At 43.7% G+C, this 19,392-nt stretch carries 19 protein-coding genes and 1 pseudogene; 2 read left to right on the forward strand and 18 right to left on the reverse strand.

The window, feature by feature from the left end; translation table 11 throughout:
- From QVO88_RS09645 to QVO88_RS09670, 6 genes and pseudogenes are all read right to left on the reverse strand, one after another.
- Positions 1-281, reverse strand: a pseudogene (locus tag QVO88_RS09645) (TIGR00159 family protein); the annotation flags it as partial.
- Positions 282-445: 164 nt separating this feature from the next.
- Positions 446-1,306, reverse strand: a complete 861-nt coding sequence (locus tag QVO88_RS09650) for a YitT family protein (RefSeq protein ID WP_022288270.1) — start codon at positions 1,304-1,306, stop codon at positions 446-448.
- A gap of 30 nt (positions 1,307-1,336) precedes the next feature.
- On the reverse strand, positions 1,337-2,806 hold the full coding sequence (locus tag QVO88_RS09655) for a DUF2130 domain-containing protein (RefSeq protein ID WP_022288271.1): 1,470 nt from the start codon (positions 2,804-2,806) through the stop codon (positions 1,337-1,339).
- A gap of 287 nt (positions 2,807-3,093) precedes the next feature.
- Positions 3,094-4,656: a hydroxylamine reductase gene (gene hcp, locus QVO88_RS09660; protein ID WP_022288272.1), complete on the reverse strand. Its 1,563-nt coding sequence runs from the start codon at positions 4,654-4,656 to the stop codon at positions 3,094-3,096.
- Positions 4,657-4,723: 67 nt separating this feature from the next.
- Complete coding sequence (locus tag QVO88_RS09665) at positions 4,724-5,242, reverse strand: nucleoside recognition domain-containing protein (RefSeq protein WP_022288273.1); 519 nt, start codon at positions 5,240-5,242, stop codon at positions 4,724-4,726.
- Positions 5,229-5,753, reverse strand: coding sequence for a nucleoside recognition domain-containing protein (locus QVO88_RS09670; RefSeq protein WP_117863266.1), 525 nt, complete (start codon positions 5,751-5,753; stop codon positions 5,229-5,231). The genes QVO88_RS09665 and QVO88_RS09670 overlap by 14 nt, the downstream gene beginning before the upstream one ends.
- A 253-nt stretch (positions 5,754-6,006) precedes the next feature.
- On the opposite strand from QVO88_RS09670, the gene QVO88_RS09675 reads away from it, so the two are divergent.
- Positions 6,007-6,255, forward strand: coding sequence for an AbrB/MazE/SpoVT family DNA-binding domain-containing protein (locus QVO88_RS09675; RefSeq protein WP_022288275.1), 249 nt, complete (start codon positions 6,007-6,009; stop codon positions 6,253-6,255).
- 113 nt (positions 6,256-6,368) lie between these two features.
- On the opposite strand, the gene QVO88_RS09680 is transcribed toward QVO88_RS09675, so the two are convergent.
- The 10 genes from QVO88_RS09680 to QVO88_RS09725 form a co-directional block, all read right to left on the reverse strand.
- Complete coding sequence (locus QVO88_RS09680) at positions 6,369-7,232, reverse strand: glycoside hydrolase family 25 protein (protein WP_022288276.1); 864 nt, start codon at positions 7,230-7,232, stop codon at positions 6,369-6,371.
- Complete coding sequence (locus tag QVO88_RS09685; RefSeq protein ID WP_022288277.1) at positions 7,204-7,662, reverse strand: Rrf2 family transcriptional regulator; 459 nt, start codon at positions 7,660-7,662, stop codon at positions 7,204-7,206. Before QVO88_RS09685 ends, QVO88_RS09680 begins: the two co-directional genes overlap by 29 nt.
- Before the next feature lie 16 nt (positions 7,663-7,678).
- Positions 7,679-8,779, reverse strand: coding sequence for an RNA polymerase sigma factor RpoD (gene rpoD, locus QVO88_RS09690; RefSeq protein ID WP_022288278.1), 1,101 nt, complete (start codon positions 8,777-8,779; stop codon positions 7,679-7,681).
- 42 nt (positions 8,780-8,821) lie between these two features.
- The gene (gene dnaG / locus QVO88_RS09695; protein ID WP_022288279.1) at positions 8,822-10,585 is read right to left on the reverse strand and encodes a DNA primase; all 1,764 of its coding nucleotides are present in this window, start codon (positions 10,583-10,585) and stop codon (positions 8,822-8,824) included.
- Between the two features lie 23 nt (positions 10,586-10,608).
- The gene (locus QVO88_RS09700) at positions 10,609-11,604 is read right to left on the reverse strand and encodes a deoxyguanosinetriphosphate triphosphohydrolase (RefSeq protein WP_022288280.1); all 996 of its coding nucleotides are present in this window, start codon (positions 11,602-11,604) and stop codon (positions 10,609-10,611) included.
- Positions 11,605-11,723: 119 nt separating this feature from the next.
- Complete coding sequence (locus tag QVO88_RS09705; RefSeq protein WP_022288281.1) at positions 11,724-12,344, reverse strand: YigZ family protein; 621 nt, start codon at positions 12,342-12,344, stop codon at positions 11,724-11,726.
- Positions 12,345-12,399: 55 nt separating this feature from the next.
- A complete protein-coding gene (rpmE, locus tag QVO88_RS09710; protein ID WP_022288282.1) occupies positions 12,400-12,600 on the reverse strand; it encodes a 50S ribosomal protein L31 in 201 nt (66 codons plus the stop codon).
- Positions 12,601-13,024: 424 nt separating this feature from the next.
- Entirely contained in the window at positions 13,025-13,687 is a 663-nt protein-coding gene (gene pyrE / locus QVO88_RS09715) for an orotate phosphoribosyltransferase (RefSeq protein ID WP_022288283.1), read from the reverse strand.
- A 45-nt stretch (positions 13,688-13,732) separates the two neighbouring features.
- Entirely contained in the window at positions 13,733-15,985 is a 2,253-nt protein-coding gene (locus tag QVO88_RS09720) for a sialidase family protein (RefSeq protein WP_022288284.1), read from the reverse strand.
- Between the two features lie 11 nt (positions 15,986-15,996).
- Positions 15,997-16,698, reverse strand: a complete 702-nt coding sequence (locus QVO88_RS09725; RefSeq protein ID WP_022288285.1) for an ABC transporter ATP-binding protein — start codon at positions 16,696-16,698, stop codon at positions 15,997-15,999.
- Between the two features lie 149 nt (positions 16,699-16,847).
- Between QVO88_RS09725 and QVO88_RS09730 the strand changes: the two genes are divergently transcribed.
- On the forward strand, positions 16,848-17,384 hold the full coding sequence (locus tag QVO88_RS09730; RefSeq protein ID WP_022288286.1) for a nitroreductase family protein: 537 nt from the start codon (positions 16,848-16,850) through the stop codon (positions 17,382-17,384).
- 211 nt (positions 17,385-17,595) lie between these two features.
- Here the strand turns inward: QVO88_RS09730 and QVO88_RS09735 are convergent, their stop codons facing one another.
- Together QVO88_RS09735 and QVO88_RS09740 are read right to left on the reverse strand one after the other, a co-directional pair.
- Positions 17,596-18,594 carry a GGGtGRT protein gene (locus tag QVO88_RS09735; protein WP_022288287.1) on the reverse strand — a complete coding sequence of 333 codons (999 nt, stop codon included), beginning with the start codon at positions 18,592-18,594 and terminating at the stop codon, positions 17,596-17,598.
- A 15-nt stretch (positions 18,595-18,609) separates the two neighbouring features.
- Positions 18,610-19,302 carry an iron-sulfur cluster assembly scaffold protein gene (locus QVO88_RS09740; RefSeq protein WP_022288288.1) on the reverse strand — a complete coding sequence of 231 codons (693 nt, stop codon included), beginning with the start codon at positions 19,300-19,302 and terminating at the stop codon, positions 18,610-18,612.
- Between the last annotated feature and the right edge of the window lie 90 nt (positions 19,303-19,392).

Here is a 19,392-nt window from a genome sequence, read left to right on the forward strand (position 1 = left end):
AGTTCAGGCTGAAACATTATGATAAGAGCAAGGAAGCCCCACTGGAAGCAGATCCTTAGCAAAAATCTGATAGTTTGCAAATTAAAGAATACTGCAAGCAGGTAGCAACCTATAAGTATAAGGATACCTTTTGTGAGCTGCTGCGCCCTTGTTTCGCGAATAAGCTTTATGCCGTGGAATATCAGAAAGGAGAGGATAGCAATATCGACAATGTCATTAAGACCTATTGATGTAAAAACGCCCCAAATAGCGTTTATAACATAAGCGATACTGTCAAGCATAGTTCACACCCTTTCGATAATTTCTGTAAATGTAATGAAAAAAACAAAACAAATACAGATGATTTTATATATATTAATAGTATATCATATTTTTTCGCAAAGTACAAGGGTTGAACAAGATTTTTTTTAATAAAAAGCGGACCTTTTTTCAGTCCGCTTCTATATCAGCTCTCTTTTGGCAGATAAAATCTTCCTGAGAGTTTTTGTGTTTTTACTTCGTTTATGAAGGCTTTCGGATCGGCTTCTTTTACAGCGTGTATGATCTTTTTGGTCTGTGCCGCTGATACTACTGAATAGACGATCTGTCTTTCGCAGTGTTCATAAGACCCCTCGCCGTCAAGTATGGTCGCGCCATGCTGACTCACTGCATAAATAGCGTCTGCTATCTCTTTGGGCTTGTTTGTTACGATAAGCAAGGTGCTTTGCTGGAATTTTTTGTAGAGCATATGCAAAACGGTTGTTGAAGCATATTGAAAGATGATAGAATACAGTGCTTTGTCCCAGCCGAACATAAAGCCTGCAACGCACAATATGACCGCATTGAAGCCAAGTATAACATTGAAGGTGTCCATATTGCTTTTCTCTGAAAGATAAATGGATATAAAGTCCGTTCCACCTGATGTTGCGCCACGATTAAGGCAGAGGCTAATGGCAACGCCGTTTATCATTCCTCCGAAGATGCTTATGAGAAGCACGTCCTGGGTGATTATGTGATTGGGGATAAGGTCGGTGAAAAAGCTGTTGAGCAGTATCATCACGCAGGAAAAAGCAGTGAATTTTTTGCCGATAAATCTGAAACCGATATACACGGGGATTATGTTCAGAGTTATGTTTATGATGCTGAACGGAAGCATTATGCCTGCAAGCTGTTTCACTGCACGCTGTATGAGTATGGACATTCCTGTCATTCCGCCTGGGTAAAGACCGCCTGTGTTTACAAAGGTCTTTGTGTTTAGCGCCATTAGAAAGGCGGCGACAGTCACGGCGATAATTGTGAAAATGTCTTTTCTGATATTTTTTTTCATGGCTTTGCCACTCCTTTCATATGTCAGCAATTATTCTCCTTTAAGCTCGGCAAATTTTTTCTGCATGGTAGGGTTATTTTTGGTAAGGCTCTTGATAGTGAGAGCGTCAGCCTTTTTGTTTGCAAGGCGCAGATTGTTTTCTGATGAAATAAGATTTTCTTTTATCTTTGTGAGATGTGCTATAGACTTGTCTATTTCTGTGATAGCTTCGCCAAAACGTCTGCTTGCAAGTTCATAGTTTCGGGCAAAGCCCTCCTTGAAAGTGTTGATGTTTTGCTCAAACATTGTGATGTCGATATTCTCGTTGCGCACCTTTTCAAGCTCTTCCTTATAGGAAAGGGTATTCATGGCGGCATTTCTCAGTATGGTGATTATCGGTATAAAGCACTGAGGTCTGACTACATACATTTTATCATAAGCATATGAAACATCTGTGATGCCTGCGTTATAAAGCTCGCTGTCGCTTTCCAAAAGTGAAACAAGTACAGCGTATTCGCATTTTTTCTCACGCCTGTCCTTGTCAAGCTCTTTGAAGAAATGCTCGTTCTTTTTCTTGGTGGAGGTGGTGTCCTGCTCGTTTTTCATTTCAAACATTATGGATATTATTTCCACACCGTTTTCATCACATTCACGGTAGATAAAGTCGCCTTTGCTTCCTGAACTTGCGTCGTTATCCTTGTCAAAATAAGCGTTTCTGAATGCGGTCGCTCTTATCTTGTTGAACTCGTTCATGCAGTGCTGTTCAAGGCTCTCGCCCACCATTTTTGTAGACAGACGGCTTTTTAGGTCTTTGTAGTATGCGATAGCTTCGTCCTTGCTTTTTATCTGTGCATTAAGCTCTGCAATAGTGGAATTTTTCTCACTTTCCACTTTTGAAAGTGCAGTGGTAAGCTCCAAAGCCTTTTCAGTATCCTTATTTTTGATATCTGTTTCAAGACGTGTTATCTCCGCTTTATATTCATTTTCTGACTTTTGCATTTGCAGAGTATGCTCAGAATTGAGTTGCTGTATCTGCATATCACGTTGGGATATTTCCTGCCTGAGCTTATCTTTTTCGCTGTTGAATTGCGATCTTGCTTTCTCCACAGCCATTGATATGGCAAGTTCTTTTTCTGTGGTCATAGATTTGGTCTGAGCGGTAAGCTGTGCGATAAGCTTTTCGTTTTGACTTATCTGCTCTTTGAGCTGTTCAAGCGTTTTTTCATACTCGGCTCTTGTGCTTTCCTGAGCCTTTGTGACTGCAAGTGTCTTTTCACTCTCACCGTTAGCCGCAGCCGCTTTCAGCTTTTGTATCTCCATATCCTTATCATTGACAGCCTTTGTATACTTGCTGTCAAAATCAAGCTTGGCAAGTTTCAAAGCCTTGTCTTTTTCATCAGCCACACGCTTGTCAAGCTCTTTATCAAACTCAGCGGTTTTTACCTGAGCCACGATAGCCGCATAGCCCTGTTCATCAACTTTGAATACCTCTCCGCAGTGGGGACATTTTATTTCAGACATTTTATGTACCTCCGATTTCTTATTTTTTCTTTAATATGATTATACCATATTTTATTCTCCTATACAAGAAATGAAGAAGATTTTTTTACGACAAAAACGCAGGAACGTATTACCACGCTCCTGCCAATTTATTAAAAAGCCAAAAGTTAGCGAGCGGCACAAAGGTCGCCCATACATAAAATAGTTACGTCATTTGTAGGGGACGGCGCCCTCGACGTCCCGCTTGCTCGGTTTTTCAGCACTCTCAGCAGGAAAGTAAAAAATCACGCTCCTGCGTTTGCGGCTTATCAGCCAAGTATTTTCTTTATATCTTCTTCAGGGGTGCTGATAGGAGTAAGCTGGAACTTATCCACCAAAACGTCAAGCACGCCCTTTGAAACGAATGCAGGGAGGGTCGGTCCGAGGTAGATGTTCTTTATGCCCAATGAAAGCAGGGTGAGAAGTATGCACACTGCCTTTTGCTCATACCATGAAAGCACAAGTGTCAGCGGCAGATCGTTAACGCCGCAGTCGAACGCCTCGGCAAGTGCAAGGGCTATCTTTATGGCTGAGTATGCGTCATTGCACTGTCCGCAGTCAAGTATCCTTGGTATGCCGTCGATAGTGCCAAGATCCATATCGTTTATGCGGTATTTTCCACAGGCAAGAGTGAGGATAAGGCTGTCAGGCGGTGTGAGCCTTGCGAAGTCGGAATAGTAACTTCTGCTCGGTGACGCACCGTCACAGCCGCCTATGAGGAAGAAGTTCTTTATCCTGCCCTCTTTCACAAGGCTTATTATCTTTTCGGCATTTGACAACACTGCGTTGTGTGCAAAGCCTGTTGTTACTGTGTGACCGCCGTTCATGCCTGTCATTTCTCTGTCCTCATCATAGCCGCCGCACTCAATGGCTTTTTCTATAACAGGCGTAAAATCCTTGTCGTCGCCAATGTGCACAAGCTCAGGATATGACACGATAGAGGTGGTGAAAACTCTGTCGCAGTAGCTTTGACGGACAGGCATTATGCAGTTTGTTGTGAAAAGTATCGGTGCAGGGATATTGTGAAATTCCGACTGCTGATTTTGCCAGCCTGTACCGAAATTGCCTTTTAGCTGCGGATAGGCTTTGAGCTTTGGATAACCATGGGCAGGGAGCATTTCACTGTGAGTGTAGATGTTCACGCCCTTGTCTTTGGTCTGCTCAAGGAGAAGTTTCATATCGTGCAGGTCATGACCGCTCACGACGATAAAAGGCCCTTTTTCAATGGTCAGTGGAACTTCTGTAGGGACAGGGTCGCCGTATGCGTCAGTGTTTGCAGCGTCGAGAAGTGCCATACATTTCAGGTTCACATTGCCTGTTTCAAGCACCAGCCCCAACAGCTTTTCAGGGTCGTTCTCACTGCCTATGGCACGCAGAGCCTTGTAGAAAAAGCTTGTCACCTCGCTGTCAGTTTTGCCAAGTGCCTGTGCGTGATAAGCATACGCCGCCATACCCTTTATTCCGAAGAGGATAAGTGATTTCAGTGAGCGGATATCCTCATGATCGTTCCACAGTTTTTTCATGTCGTAGTCATCAAACTTCTGAGAGTTGATGCGGTTTCGCTCAATGTGTATCTCCTCTGTGAGCTGTTTTATGGTGACATTATTGAAGTTCACGTTCGTGATAGTCGTAAAAAGCCCTTTGAGTATGAGCATATCTGTTTTTTCAGTTGACGAGCCATTTTCTGCGGCATTTGCAAGGGCGATAAGTGCACCGATAAGCTCGTCTTGATAAACTGCTGTGTCGGCTTTTTTGCCGCATACGCCTACTTTTCCGTCACAGCCTGTGTTGTGTGCAGTCTGCTGACACTGGAAACAAAACATATCTTTCACTGGTAAGACCTCCGTATATTTGTGATAGGTCTATTATGTACCGATATGTGAAATTTATTCCTGAGTTTTATGAGAAAAACAGCCTTACTGCAAGTGCAGAGAACACAAATCCCATAAGGTCTGAAAGGCACGCCGCTGCAAATACTGAGGGGTAAGCTTTTTGCTTTATGGCTGAAAAATATACTGCTATGGTGTAGAATGTCGTTTCCGTTGACCCCATTAAAACGCTTGCTACACGTCCGCTGTAGCTGTCAGGGGAAACGCTTGAAAGAATGGTTTCAAGGCAGGCGAGTGCGCCGCTCCCTGAAATGGGTCTGACTATAGCAAGGGGTATACACTCTTCTGGAAAGCCCAGAAAAGTGGTCACAGGTCGGAGAAGTTTTGCTATAATATCAGCCGCACCTGATGATGTGAACATTCCCACTGCTGTCATAAGCAGAATGAGCATTGGTATCAGCCCCAAGGCGATTTTGAGGTTTTCAGCCGCACCCTCGCAGAACACATTCACTATATCCACCTTTTTCACAAGCCCATAGCAAAGTATAAAAACCATAAGCGCAGGCACGAAAATGTCACCGAAATTCATGGCGTTCGTCCTTTCTGAGGTTGAGGGCATAGACCATAAGACAGCCTGCGGTCACGGAGATAAGGGAGGAGAAAATGATAGCAGGCGTTACGTCAAAGGGGGATACTGCACCGTGTTCAAGGCGCATTGCCGCAATGGTGGAGGGGATAAGCTGAATGGAAGCCGTGTTAAGCACCACAAGCATAGAAATGCACTTCTTTCGTGCCGCAGGCGGAAGCTTCTGCATGGCTTTCACTGTGGCTATGCCTGAGGGTGTGGCGGCATTGCCTAATCCTAAAAGGTTTGCGGTCAGGTTCATTGTCACGGCATTCATGACCTCGGGGCAGTGTGCGGCATCTCTGAATAGTAGCCTAGTGACAGGGGATAGCATACGGGCAATGACCGCTGTTATGCCAGCCTTTTCACATATCTTCATAAGTCCGCCCCAAAGACACATCGAGCCACTCAGGTATATGACAAGCTCCACCGCTTTGTTACATCCTTCAAGAGAAGCCACTGATACTGCAGTCATGTCGCCTTTAAGAAAACCGCATAACAAGGCGGATAGGGACAATATCACAATTATTACGCTTAATATAATTAACACTCCTTTCAGCTAGTATTCATATCAAGTTAATATATAAAAACTTTGACAATAAGTGTGAAATTTTGGTGATAACGCTTGACAAATGTAATTATGTTTGTTATAATATGTTTATCATAAGATTTATGTTAAATGAAATACTATTTTTGTGTTTCAAATTAATTTAAAGGGGATTGATTTTATGAAATCTACAGGAATTGTAAGAAAAGTTGACGAGCTTGGAAGAATAGTTCTACCTATCGAGCTCAGAAGAACCTACGACCTTGCTGTTAAGGACGCTATCGAGATCTATACAGATGATGACAAGATCATTCTGAAGAAGTTCCAGAGAACTTGTATCTTCTGCGGAAGCGGTGAAGAGTGCGTTGAATACAAGGGCAAGACAATTTGTGCAGCTTGTATGGCAGAGCTCAAGGGTGAAGCTAAGTAATTACATATTTGTAGTAATATTATGAAACAGACAGGACGGACATGAAAGTGTTTGTCCTGTTTTTATTTTATGTGATAGAAAAAGCGTGTATGCAAAAAAACATACACGCTTTTTCATATTATAAGTTTTTTGAAATCATCTTCGCTGCCATTAAATACCGTCATGTGGAGATATTCGCCGCTTTCATAGAATGAGAATTTTACACGGTTGGTATAAGTCCAGAACGTCCAATCCATATCCTCGTCAGGCCTTGAAAACAGGCTCTCATACCATATCTTGTCCTTGTTAAATCTGCTGTCTGAAGCAACGATGTTTTTGTACGTCCGTTCTGTGCAGTATATGACAGGTCTTACGCCGTATTGCTTTTCTATCCTGCCGCAGAAGTCTGCAAGGTTATCTGCGGCTTCGTAATAGTCAGGGGGCAGAAGTCTGTAAAGTCCTCTCAGTCTTACCTCCACTGCAGGGATAAGCCTGCCGCTTAGATCCTCGCCCACAGCATTTATGAAATGCTCTGCCTGCTTAGTGCCGTCAGTATCAAGCTCAAGCACATGGTATGCTCCCACTGATATATCAGTGTCCTTTGAGCCGTTCCAGTTGTCACGGAACGCACCGTCCTCAAAGGTAGTGCCTTTGGTGGCTCTTATATAGGCGGTCTGGATATTCTGCTTAGCAAAACTCTTCCAGCGTATCTCGCCCATTGACTCTGTTACAACAGGTCCTCTTATTGGATAGTCACGCTTTTTCGGCTCATTGAACCACAGTCTGCCTGTATACAAAAGCACCGCAATGTTTATCACAAGCACAACTGCACACAGTATTATCAGCCGTTTTACGAGCTTTTTCAGAAATCTGTGACGCGGCTTTTCTTCCTCGCAGACCTCGTAGTTTGTGTAGTTTGAAAGGTCACGATCGTCATACTCGCTGTCTATTTTGTTTATAGCTTCCTTGTCAAGCTTGAATTTCTTGCTGCGTTTCATTAGCAGTATCCTCTCGGTTAAATTCCTCAGAATTTGCGATAAGCTCCGCAAAGGTATATGTGTCAAGCTTGTTCCTTACCATTTCAGATATCTCGTTAAAAGCTTTCTGATAACAGCAGATACCGTCTGCACCTCTGTTGCAGGTGCAGTCTGGGGAAAGACATCTTGAAAAATAATATGTACCCTCTATGGCTTCAAGAACGTCTTTCAAGGTAAGCTGTGCAGGGTCTTTATTTATGATATAGCCCCCCTGCGTGCCTTTATATGACTTCACTATGTCAGCCGCAACAAGCTTTCTCAGTATCTTCAGCGCAAATCGAAGTGTAACGCAGGCATCATTGGAAATGGTCTTTGCGTCCATTTTGTCTTTTTCGCGGCATAGAACGGATACTATTCTTACTGCGTAATCCGCCTCAAGTGTTATAAACATTTATTTCCTCCGAAACTTAGTCAAGATAATCTCTTACCTTGTTGCTCCTGTTAGGGTGACGGAGCTTTCTGAGAGCCTTTGCCTCTATCTGACGTATTCTCTCACGGGTAACGTTGAACTGCTGACCTACTTCTTCAAGAGTTCTTGAACGTCCGTCCTCAAGACCAAAACGCAGTCTGAGCACCTTCTCTTCTCTCTCTGTAAGAGTGGAAAGCACCTGATTTATCTGCTCTTTAAGAAGCACAAGTGAAGCGGCTTCTGCCGGAGCCGGAGCGTCATCATCAGGGATAAAGTCGCCAAGATGTGAGTCCTCCTCCTCACCGATAGGTGTTTCAAGAGAAACAGGGTCCTGAGCGATACGCATTATCTCTCTTACTCTTTCAACGCTCATATCAAGCTCTTTTGCTATTTCCTCAGGTGACGGATCATGACCGTTCTTGTGGAGAAGCTGTGAGGATACTTTCTTTACCTTTGTGATAGTTTCTACCATGTGTACAGGTATTCTGATAGTTCTTGCCTGATCGGCAATCGCTCTTGTTATAGCCTGTCTTATCCACCATGTGGCATATGTGGAGAATTTGAAGCCCTTTGTATAGTCGAATTTTTCAACGGCTTTGATAAGACCCATGTTGCCTTCCTGGATAAGGTCAAGGAAGCTCATTCCTCTGCCCACATATTTCTTTGCGATAGAAACAACAAGTCTGAGGTTTGCTTCTGCCAGTCTTTTTCTTGCTTTTTTAGCGTCCTTTTCATTGCCGCTAGACATCTTTTCTGCAAGCTGTATCTCCTCCTCGGAGGTAAGAAGCGGCACTCTGCCTATTTCCTTAAGGTAGATCTTAACCGGGTCGTCGATAGCGATCCCGTCAGTTGAAAGGGAAATATCAACGCCGTCCTGATCCAGATCGTCTTCTGGGTTTACCATGTCAAGGCTGTCGTCGGTGATGATATCATCAATTATCTCAATATTATTTGCGGCACAGCTATCATAGAAGCTGTCCATTTGCTCGACGTCATAGTCGAGCTTTTCAAGAGCGTCAGTTATCTCTTTTGTAGTGAGCTTGCCTGTAGTTTTGCCGTGTTCCATAAGGTTATCAAGTATCTGTTTCTTGTCTGTCATTTCAAACACTCCAATCTCAATTTTTACATCGGTTGATCTTTGCTAATTCTTTTTGCGCATTTCTTCATACTTTTTGAAGAAGTCATCGTCGGATATATTCTCCTGTTTCTCCTTCGGCTTGTAGTTTAAAAGCACATTTATATAATCCTCAGCGACCTTGGCGTCAATGCCCAGTTCGCTGTATTTTTCCAGTATCTCCGTTATCTTACCCACTTCCTCGGGTGAAAATTCACCATTAAAAGATGATACAGAGCAATCCTGCAAATCGGTTATCTTGCTCGTCAGGCTTTCGTAAACACGCCTATTGAAGCTGGTAACGAATTTGTCGGGCGGAAGCCTTTTGAGAACATCTCCGCAGGCGTCATGATTATTGTAGAGATAATATATGATACCCGCTTCGGCGGCGGATTCTCGTCTGTGTTCATTGGCTTCGGGGTTTATGGTGTCACGCTTGTCAGCGAAGGTTATAGTGCGAGTCCATTCCTTTTTGCTATACTGATAGCGACGGTTTTTAAGTATAGCATTAAGTTCTGCATTGACAGTTGTGATGCTCACATTCTGTTCAGCCGCCACCTTTTTTGCGTATATCTCACGCTCAGTAGGGGAGCTTATATCTGCAAGGACTTTATAGGCTTTTTTGAGATAATCTATCCTGCCTATATCAGTGTCCATATCAATGCCGTCTTTGCATTTTTCTAACTCAAACTCTATTGCACCGTCTGATTTTTTCAGCAAATGGCGAAAGTGGTCTGCTCCGAATTTGTTTATGTACTCATCAGGGTCTTTTGCACCGTTCATTTTTATAACGGTGGTCTTGAGGCCAGTTTCACCTAGAATTTTTATTGCTCTCGTTGTGGCTTTCTGACCTGCGCCATCTGCGTCATAGCATATGACAACGTTGTCTGCATAGTTGGATATTATCTTCGCCTGCTCAGGGGTGAGCGCAGTTCCGCAGGAAGCTACGGCATTCTCAAAGCCTGCCTGATTAAGGGAAATAACGTCAAGATTACCCTCGCACAGAAGAATGGTCTTATCTTTCACTGCGGCGTTTTTGGCGAAGTTCATGGAGAAAAGAAATCTGTTTTTTGAATACACAAGGGTATCTTTTGAGTTAAGGTATTTTCTCTTATCGTCAGTTGTGAGCGCTCTTCCGCCAAAGCCCACTATATGACCTGCAAGGTCGATAAAAGGGAACATTGCACGATTTACGAAGAAATCGAACGTATTTCGGGTATTCTTCTGTGAACGTGAGATAAGCGAGCCTTGCTCCAATTCTTCCTCGGTGAAGCCCTCAGAGAGCATATAGCTTTTCAAGGCAGACCAACTGTTTGGAGCAAAGCCCATTCCATATTTCTTTATGGTTTCAATACTGAGCTTACGTTTGTTTATAAGATAGTCAAGACATTCCTTGCCCTGTGGTGTCTTTAGCTGATGATAGAAAAACCTTGCGGCTGTTTTATTCATTTCATAGAAGCGCTTTCTGGTATCGGTGCGCTTGCTGTCATAGCCGTTATCCTCCGGAAGCGGCACTCCGCCACGTTCTGCAAGGAGCTTGACAGCTTCCCAATAGTCCAGATTATTGTACTTCATTGTAAAAGTGATAACATCTCCGCCTGCTCCGCAGCCAAAGCAGTGAAAATACTCTTTGTCAGGGTGAATATGGCAGGACGGGGTTTTTTCGTTGTGAAAAGGGCAGAGGCAAACATAATCTCTGCCTGTTCTTTTGAGGGTGACGTAGCTGCTCATGACCTCTGCGATAGGGTTGGCAGCTTTAAGTCTTTCTATAAAATCTATAGGCAGCGGCAAATTTCTTCCTCCTTGGGTATGCGCTAATACTTTGTCCACCCCAATGGGATAAACAGATTTTTAAAGGTCTCAATGGCAAATCCGTCTGTCATGCCTGATATGTAATCGCAGATAGCACGGTCAATTCCGAACTGATAGGCGAGATTCATATAAAAGGCAGGCAGCTTTTCGATATGATGAACATAGTAGTCATAGAGCTTTGCTATCATGTCTTTAGCCTTGACTTCTTCTGATTTGCACTTTGGATTTGTGTATACAAAGTCAAACATAAATCTATGCAGTGCAGTGTAGGCGTCACTCACTTCGTTGTCCATATGCAGGCTTTCTGCTCCGCCCTTGATAAGCGAGGTCACAAGAGTGGTTATCCTCTCAGACTTGGATCCGCCAAGAACCTTTGTGATATTTTTCGGGATATCCTCCTCGGTCATAATGCCTGCACGAACGGAATCGTCGATATCGTGATTTATATAGGCGATAACGTCTGCAAATCGCACAACATAGCCCTCTTTCGTGTCGGCTATCATGTTAGTGTGCTTTAATATTCCGTCACGGACTTCTTCTGTGAGGTCAAGACCCTTGCCGTCTTTTTCCAAAATATCCACTACACGCAGGCTTTGCTCATAGTGGTGAAAGCCGTCAGGGCTAAGCTCGTTGAGAGCCCTTTCTCCTGCATGACCAAAAGGCGTATGACCAAGGTCATGACCCAGTGCGATAGCTTCGGTGAGATCTTCGTTGAGCCGCAAAGCCCGTGAGATAGTCCGTGCGATCTGACTTACCTCAAGGGTATGAGTAAGTCGTGTTCTATAATGGTCGCCTGCAGGGGACAGATAGACCTGAGTTTTATGCTTCAGCCGTCTGAAAGAGTTGCAGTGAAGTATCCTGTCACGGTCACGCTGGAAACACGTCCTCAGCGGACAAGGTTCGCAAGGATCTTTACGCCCTTTTGAATCAACAGACAAGCAGGCGTTTTCGCTCAGAAATTGTTTTTCAAACAACTCGGTTTGTTCTCTCGGCAGCACAAAAATTCCCCCTTACAGTATATAAAACATACTAACTCTATATAATATATACTATAATAGTTCAAAAAAGCCTTTATTTTTACATAAAGGCTGAATGTTTTTGTATAATCGCACAAATTTCATGCAAAATCAGCAAGAAGATTTGTTTCTTCTGACAATTCAAGCTTGCCGCAGGATATATCCGTAAGCTGTTTTTTCAGCTTGTCTGATAATTCAGACTTCACAAGAAACGCAAGATCTACAGAATCGGCAAAGTCCTCTTTTTCCATTATCACGCCATATTCAGGCAACGCATAGCTGACCTTGCCATAAAGTGTATAGTCGCAGGAAAAGGATATTCTTGAACACTCACACATTTTCATTTTTCTTGCAGCGTTCACCGCCATTGAACAACCCTGAGAATAGGCTCTTGTAAGACCGCTTGCCCCCAAAAGTATTCCACCGAAATATCGTGTCACCACCACACAAACGTCTGTAAGCCCAGATTTGTTTATTACATCAAGCACTGGCACTCCGCCTGTACCCTGTGGCTCGCCGTCGTCGCTGTATCGTGAAACGTTACCCTCTCTCAACACATAGGCATAGACGTTGTGCCTAGCCTTGCGGTTTTCGGCTTTTATCCTGTTTATAAATGCGACAGCCTCATCAGCGGTGCTGACAGGTGCGATATGCCCGATAAATTCGGACTTTTTCTCCGTAAAGCTCGCCTGAGCTTCCTCATAGATTGTTGTATATCCCATTTGGTTTCCTCATATAAAAGAAAAAAGGAACGGAATTATCCGTTCCCTTTGAAAATTAGTCAAGATTAAATCTCTTCTTGAATCTGTCAACACGTCCGCCTGTATCTACGAGCTTCTGCTTACCTGTGTAGAATGGGTGGCACTTAGAACAAATTTCAACCTTGATATCCTTCTTTGTAGAACGAGTATGGATAACATTACCGCAAGCGCAAGTAATTGTTGTTTCCTCATACTTTGGGTGAATTCCTTCTCTCATTTGACTTCCTCCTTCCAAACTAAAATTATGACTCATAGAAGCCCATCATTTCAGTTTAGACAGTAGTTCTATGTAGTATTTATCAATATGCTGAACAAATCAGCTTTATTATTATACCATTATATACGTCACTTGTCAAGCACTTAACACTTTTTTTACATTTATCCTGCTCGTTTCGACAAAACAAAAAGGCAACCCATTGGCTGCCCTTTGCTTGTGTAAAAATTTTGGAGAGGATGAAACGAGCTAAGAGTTTAATCTTAGTGTTTACATTCTTTTTCTTTCTCTGTTCTACATTACATATTATAGCCTTTAGGGGCTGTAACTTCAAGAACAGACAAGTTACATTTCACTACAATACTGTTACAAATTATTTCAATTTGTAACTTTAAAATAACCTTAAATTTTCCTCAAAGCAGGATTATTATTCGTGGTCAACTCCGTATGCTGCACGGTATTCCAGCATTTTGTCAAGATACTCTTTGCCCTCAACAACACCGTCCTGAATAGCCTTGATGATATCGTTGATGTTTACGATAGAGTATACCTTTACGCCAAAGTCTTTATAAGCCTGTTCAACAGCTGAAAGGTCGGTGTCAAGAGCCTTTTCCATTCTGTCAACTGTTATCACCATGCCTGTTACGTTTACGTCTGCGGCACTTTTGAGCTTTGGCATTGACTCTCTGAGAGCCTTGCCAGATGTCATAACATCGTCGATGATTATTACCTTTTCTCCGTCTGCAAGCTTCTTTCCAACGAACATTCCGCCCTCGCCGTGATCCTTAGCTTCCTTTCTGTCAAAGCAGTAAGAAACGTCAATGCCATACTTTGTTGCAAGCGCGATAACGGCTGAAACAGCAAGAGGGATACCCTTATATGCAGGTCCGAAAAGTGTTTCAACAGGTATTTTGTTGTCAGCTATGCAATCAGCGTAAAAGCTGCCCAGCTTTGCAAGCTGTTCGCCTGTTTTATAGTTTCCGCAGTTGATGAAATACGGAGCTTTTCTTCCACTCTTGAGTGTGAAGTCGCCAAATGTGAGAACTCCGCTGTCTACCATAAATTTTATAAATTCTTCCTTGTAGGTCATATTGAACTTCCTTTCAATTATGTTACTTTGATTATACCACATTTTTCACGGCTTTGCAAGGTTTTTTTGTCTGCCGAACATAAGTCCGTGAGAGCCTGTGGCAAGGCAGAAAACGCCGTGTTCTCGCATATCTCCACATATTGAGTGTATAACGCCGTATTGCTGTCTATCGGTATTTATACGTGCGAAGCTTTCGCCCAGATCATCAGAAATATAAAAGCCGTATTCGCCACTGATATTTCCTGTGACATACATTGCAGGAGTTTCTTCAAGCCCTTTTCCAAAGCCTATGCAATTAATCCTGTCCTCATGGAGAATATCACTTATACCCACGCTGTCACTCTTTATCTCGAAGCGGTAAAGTCCCTTTATGCCGTTTGCAAGCCAGAATACTCCGCTTTTATCTGGCTGTCTTGAAAGCTGATAGTGAGCGTATCGTGGACACTTTATGTCCGTTTTTATGGACACTTCTCTGAAAGTTGCACCTTTGTCACGGCTGATGTAAAGCCCCAGATTTTCTCTTTCTGCTATGGCGAAGAAAAGATCGCTGTTGTAATAGTCCGAGAAAATTTTTACGTTGTGTTCATCTGCTGAGTTTCCTTTACAGTCCATAAAAACGGACTTCTGCCAGCTTTCGCCCTCATCGTCAGTATAGCAGACAGCCTTGTTAGAAAAGCCTTTGCCGCCTGCAACAGCCCACATTATGCGTTTGCCGTCGGCAGATATCGCTGTCCAACCTGAGTCTACATTAGGCTTTTCGATGTTGTCAAGCTTTTTGTCTATAGACTCAGAAAGCCCATGGGGCATGGGAAGTCTTTCCCACGTTGAACCGCAATCTTTGGATAAGATCAGACCTCCTTTTGTTTTGCCCGTCCAGTTGCCACGGGGAGTTGCGACGATGTATTCGGGGTCGCTGAGGGTGAGATCAGCATTAAGGCAGGTGATGTAGCGGTCGCCATTTTCGTTTGCAAAGGAATTTTCGCACTCACTGTCATAATCTTCAAAGGCAAAGCCGCCAAGGTCGCCAATGATATCTATAATGCGATTCCTGCCATGGGGAGTGGTGTATACATTAAGGTGAACGGTTTCCTCGATGCCCTCGCAGAATGGTTTGACAAGCACATCTCCGCTTGCAAGACCTGTTATCATGAACAGACCTGTTCCTGTGTTGAATAAGGCTGTGTCGCTGTCAAAAGGTGAAAGCTTTATGTCGCTTATCCAGTGGACACAGTTTCCGCCGCCGTTGTATCGTGGTTTCATGTATGGGATATTCCAATCGAAGCGGCTATATTCAAGCCTGTTCATTATTATCTTCCAGCTTTCACCGCTGTCGGTGCTTGTATAGATTATATCTCCGCCATTTTTTCGGCAGACAGTTGATAGCAAAAGCATTTTGCCGTTGGAACATATTCCGCTGTAGCCGCATGGGATATGGTCCTTGGGAGTTATGTCTTTGTCAAAAACAGTTACTCCATTTTCGATGCGGTATCTGTATACCTTGCCGCCTGAAAGCGAGCCTGTGTCGCAGGCATAAGCACCCATGCCACCGTAGAATACTTCTCCGCTTGAAGCAAAAGTGATGTATATATATCTGCTGTCGCTGGTGATACGCTGTGGCACGAAGCCATAATAGGAGGAGTTTTCATATTTCACAGGGTCGGGGGCGGTGAGGGGAACGAAGCTTTTCAAGCCGTCTGTGGAGCAATACAGAGTGTGACCTCTTGTTACACCGTCAGGGGAGTTTGCTTCACCTGAACAGCCTGCGATAAAAAGTTTGCCCTCACTGTCTGTCCATATAAGCGAGATGTTTTTCTCACCAAACAGGTCTATGCTTTGCCAGCTTTCGCCCATATCCTCAGAATAGATAATTCCTGCGGTCTGAGAGCCGAAATACAGCCTGCCGTTTTTGTAAATAAGTCTGTCACCTGTGGCTCTGCCAACTTCGTTTCCGTGAACGCTACATGGCAGTGCCTTTTGTATTATATTTTCTCCCTTATCATCAGATATGCAGATATAATTTGAGCGTTTATCTCCGCAGGTGAAAAACAGCTTATTTGGGTCGTTTTCGACAAGGGCTATTGCAAGGGGATAGGTTTGTGCAGGGTCGTCTGCGGTAACTTTGTCTGCCAGATAGACCCATGTGCTTTTGTCAAAGTCATAGCGGTAGATACCGCCTATGTCAGTGCGGATATACAGCGTTTTGCTGTCGGTGGGGTGGAAAGTGATACCTGTCACAAAGCCGCCTCCGCCTATTTTCAGATTGCCATATTCATACTGTATCGGCGAAAGAAGTTTCATATATTTCTCCGTTACCATTCGATAGTAGAAACGTCAACAGGGTCTTTGTTTATCTCAACTTTGTCTACCTTGCTGTTTTTGACGGTTATAACTCTGTCAGCCATTGGTGCGATAGCGGAGTTGTGGGTTATGACTATAACTGTCACACCGTCATTTCGGCAGGTATCCTGCAAAAGTCTGAGGATATTTTTACCTGTGTTGTAATCAAGAGCGCCCGTTGGTTCGTCGCAAAGAAGAAGCTTAGGATTTTTCGCCAATGCTCGTGCGATAGAAACACGCTGCTGCTCGCCGCCTGAAAGTTGGGAGGGAAAGTTGTTCATTCTGTCCTCAAGTCCCACTTTTTTCAGCACTTCTTCAGGCTTTGAGGCATGTGCGCATATCTGTGTGGCAAGCTCTACATTTTCCTTGGCAGTAAGATTATTCACAAGGTTATAGAATTGAAAAACAAAGCCTATGTCATATCTGCGGTAAGTTGTGAGCTGCTTTTTATTAAAAGTGGCAATGTCCTTGCCGTCAACAAGGATCTTGCCCTCGTCGCAGGTATCCATGCCGCCGAGCATATTAAGTATAGTAGTTTTTCCTGCACCGCTTGCGCCTACTATAACAGCAAATTCGCCTTTTTCTATCTCAAATGAAACACCGTCTGCGGCATTTATGGTTATCTCGCCCATTTTATATCTTTTATAAACGTTCTTGAATTTTACAAAGCTCATAGTCTGCACCCCCATATTGTCTTTACGTTATTGTATCACAATAATATGAACATTTCAAGGGCTTTTGCTACTTGAAATGGTGGAAGTGATATGTTATAATTGTATCTGAAATAGGCGTGAGCCTCACATTTTGACAAGGAGAGATATAAATGGAATTTCAGAAGCTTATTGAAAGCAGAAGAAGCATAAGAAAATATGACGGCAGTAAAAAGGTAACAAAAGAGCAGATAGAAACGCTCATAGCTGCTGCAACAGAAGCACCATCGTGGAAAAACTCTGAAACTGCAAGGTATTACTGCGTTCTAAGCGACGAGATGACAAAGAGGGTAAGAGAGGAGTGCTTGCCTGGATTTAACAGAGAAAGGTCTGAAAATGCGGCACTTCTTGTAACGACTTTTGTACATACAAGAGCAGGTTTTGACAAAGAGGGTGATCCTGATAATGAAGTCGGCAATGGCTGGGGTTTTTACGATCTTGGTCTGCACAATGAGATACTTCTTCTCAAAGCGGCTGAGCTTGGCTTAGGCTCGCTTGTAATGGGCATCAGGGACGGAGAAAAGCTCCGTGAGGTGCTTGAAATACCTGAAAGCGAGATCGTAGTATCGGTTATAGCCGTTGGCTATCCTGCAGAAGCCCCTGCCAGACCTAAAAGAAGAGCTGTTGAGGATATTGCAAAGTTCTTTTAATATGGGAGTTATGCAGTTTTTAGCTTGTATTTGTGATATTGACCTTCCTGCGCTTTAGTTTGGTCGTCAGACCTTTCCTTACAGCATGGGAAGGTCTTTTTGTGCATAAAAATAAGGCGTTAGAACAAAATCTAACGCCTTACTGATATTCTTTTGAACACGAAGTCTTATCGTTGTCCACATTACAAGACTTGTGAAGTGGTTTAAAACCTTACTTCATAGCCTCTTCAACTGCAACTGCGCAAGCAACTGTAGCACCAACCATTGGGTTGTTGCCCATACCGATAAGACCCATCATCTCAACGTGTGCAGGAACTGAAGAAGAACCAGCAAACTGAGCGTCGCTGTGCATTCTTCCCATTGTATCTGTCATACCGTAAGAAGCAGGACCAGCAGCCATGTTATCTGGGTGCAGAGTTCTACCTGTTCCTCCGCCTGAAGCTACTGAGAAGTATTTCTTGCCCTTCTCAAGTCTTTCCTTCTTGTATGTACCTGCAACTGGGTGCTGGAATCTTGTTGGGTTTGTTGAGTTACCTGTGATAGAAACGTCTACGTTCTCTTTCCACATGATAGCAACGCCCTCGGTAACATCGTTAGCACCGTAGCAGTTTACCTTAGCTCTCAGACCATCAGAGTATGCCTTGCGGAATACTTCCTTAACTTCGCCTGTGTAGTAATCCATCTCAGTTTCAACATATGTGAAGCCGTTGATTCTAGCGATGATCTGTGCAGCGTCCTTGCCAAGACCATTAAGAATAACTCTCAGAGGCTTTGTTCTAACCTTGTTAGCCTTCTCAGCGATACCGATAGCACCCTCAGCGGCAGCGAATGATTCGTGACCTGCGAGGAATGCGAAGCACTCTGTATCCTCTTCAAGAAGCATCTTGCCGAGATTACCGTGACCAAGACCAACCTTTCTCTGGTCAGCTACAGAGCCAGGGATACAGAAAGCCTGAAGTCCCTCACCGATAGCAGCAGCAGCGTCAGCAGCTCTTGTGCAGCCCTTCTTGATAGCGATAGCGCAGCCTACTGTGTAAGCCCACTTAGCGTTCTCAAAGCAGATAGGCTGAATGCCCTCAACGAGCTTATAAATGTCAAGACCCTTAGCCTTGCATACGTCAGCACACTCTTCGATAGTGTTGATACCGTACTGATTGATAACAGCAAGGATCTGCTTTTCTCTTCTCTCATATGATTCAAATAAAGCCATTGTAACAAATCCTCCTTATTCTTTTCTTGGGTCAACGATCTTAACAGCGTCAGCTACTCTACCGTACTGACCCTGTGCTTTCTCAAAAGCAGTGTTAGCATCGTCGCCAGCCTTGATGAAGTCCATCATCTTGCCGAAGTTTACAAACTTGTAGCCGATGATCTCGTCATCTTCGTTAAGTGCAAGACCTGTAACATAGCCGTCTGTCATTTCAAGGTATCTAGGACCCTTTGCAAGTGTACCATACATAGTACCTACCTGTGAACGAAGTCCCTTACCAAGGTCCTCAAGACCAGCGCCTACTACAAGACCGCCCTCAGAGAATGCACTCTGTGAACGACCGTAAACGATCTGGAGGAAAAGCTCTCTCATAGCTGTGTTGATAGCGTCGCAAACGAGGTCTGTGTTAAGAGCCTCGAGAACTGTTCTGCCTGGAAGGATCTCTGATGCCATAGCAGCAGAGTGTGTCATACCTGAGCAGCCGATAGTTTCAACGAGACATTCCTGGATAACGCCCTCTTTTACGTTAAGTGTCAGCTTGCAGCAGCCCTGCTGTGGAGCACACCAGCCGATACCGTGTGTAAAGCCTGAGATATCCTTGATTTCCTTAGCTTTTACCCACTTTGCTTCTTCTGGAATTGGAGCTGCACCGTGAGCAACGCCCTGAGCGATAGGGCACATTGTTTCAACTTCGTGAGAATAAACCATTATTTACATAACTCCTCTCAAATGATTTTGGTGTAAATGTTGTATATTACATACACTCATATTATAACGCATATTTCGCCATTTTGCAAT

This window comes from Ruminococcus sp. CAG:57 (assembly GCF_000435935.1).
GTDB lineage: Bacteria > Bacillota > Clostridia > Oscillospirales > Ruminococcaceae > Hominimerdicola > Hominimerdicola aceti.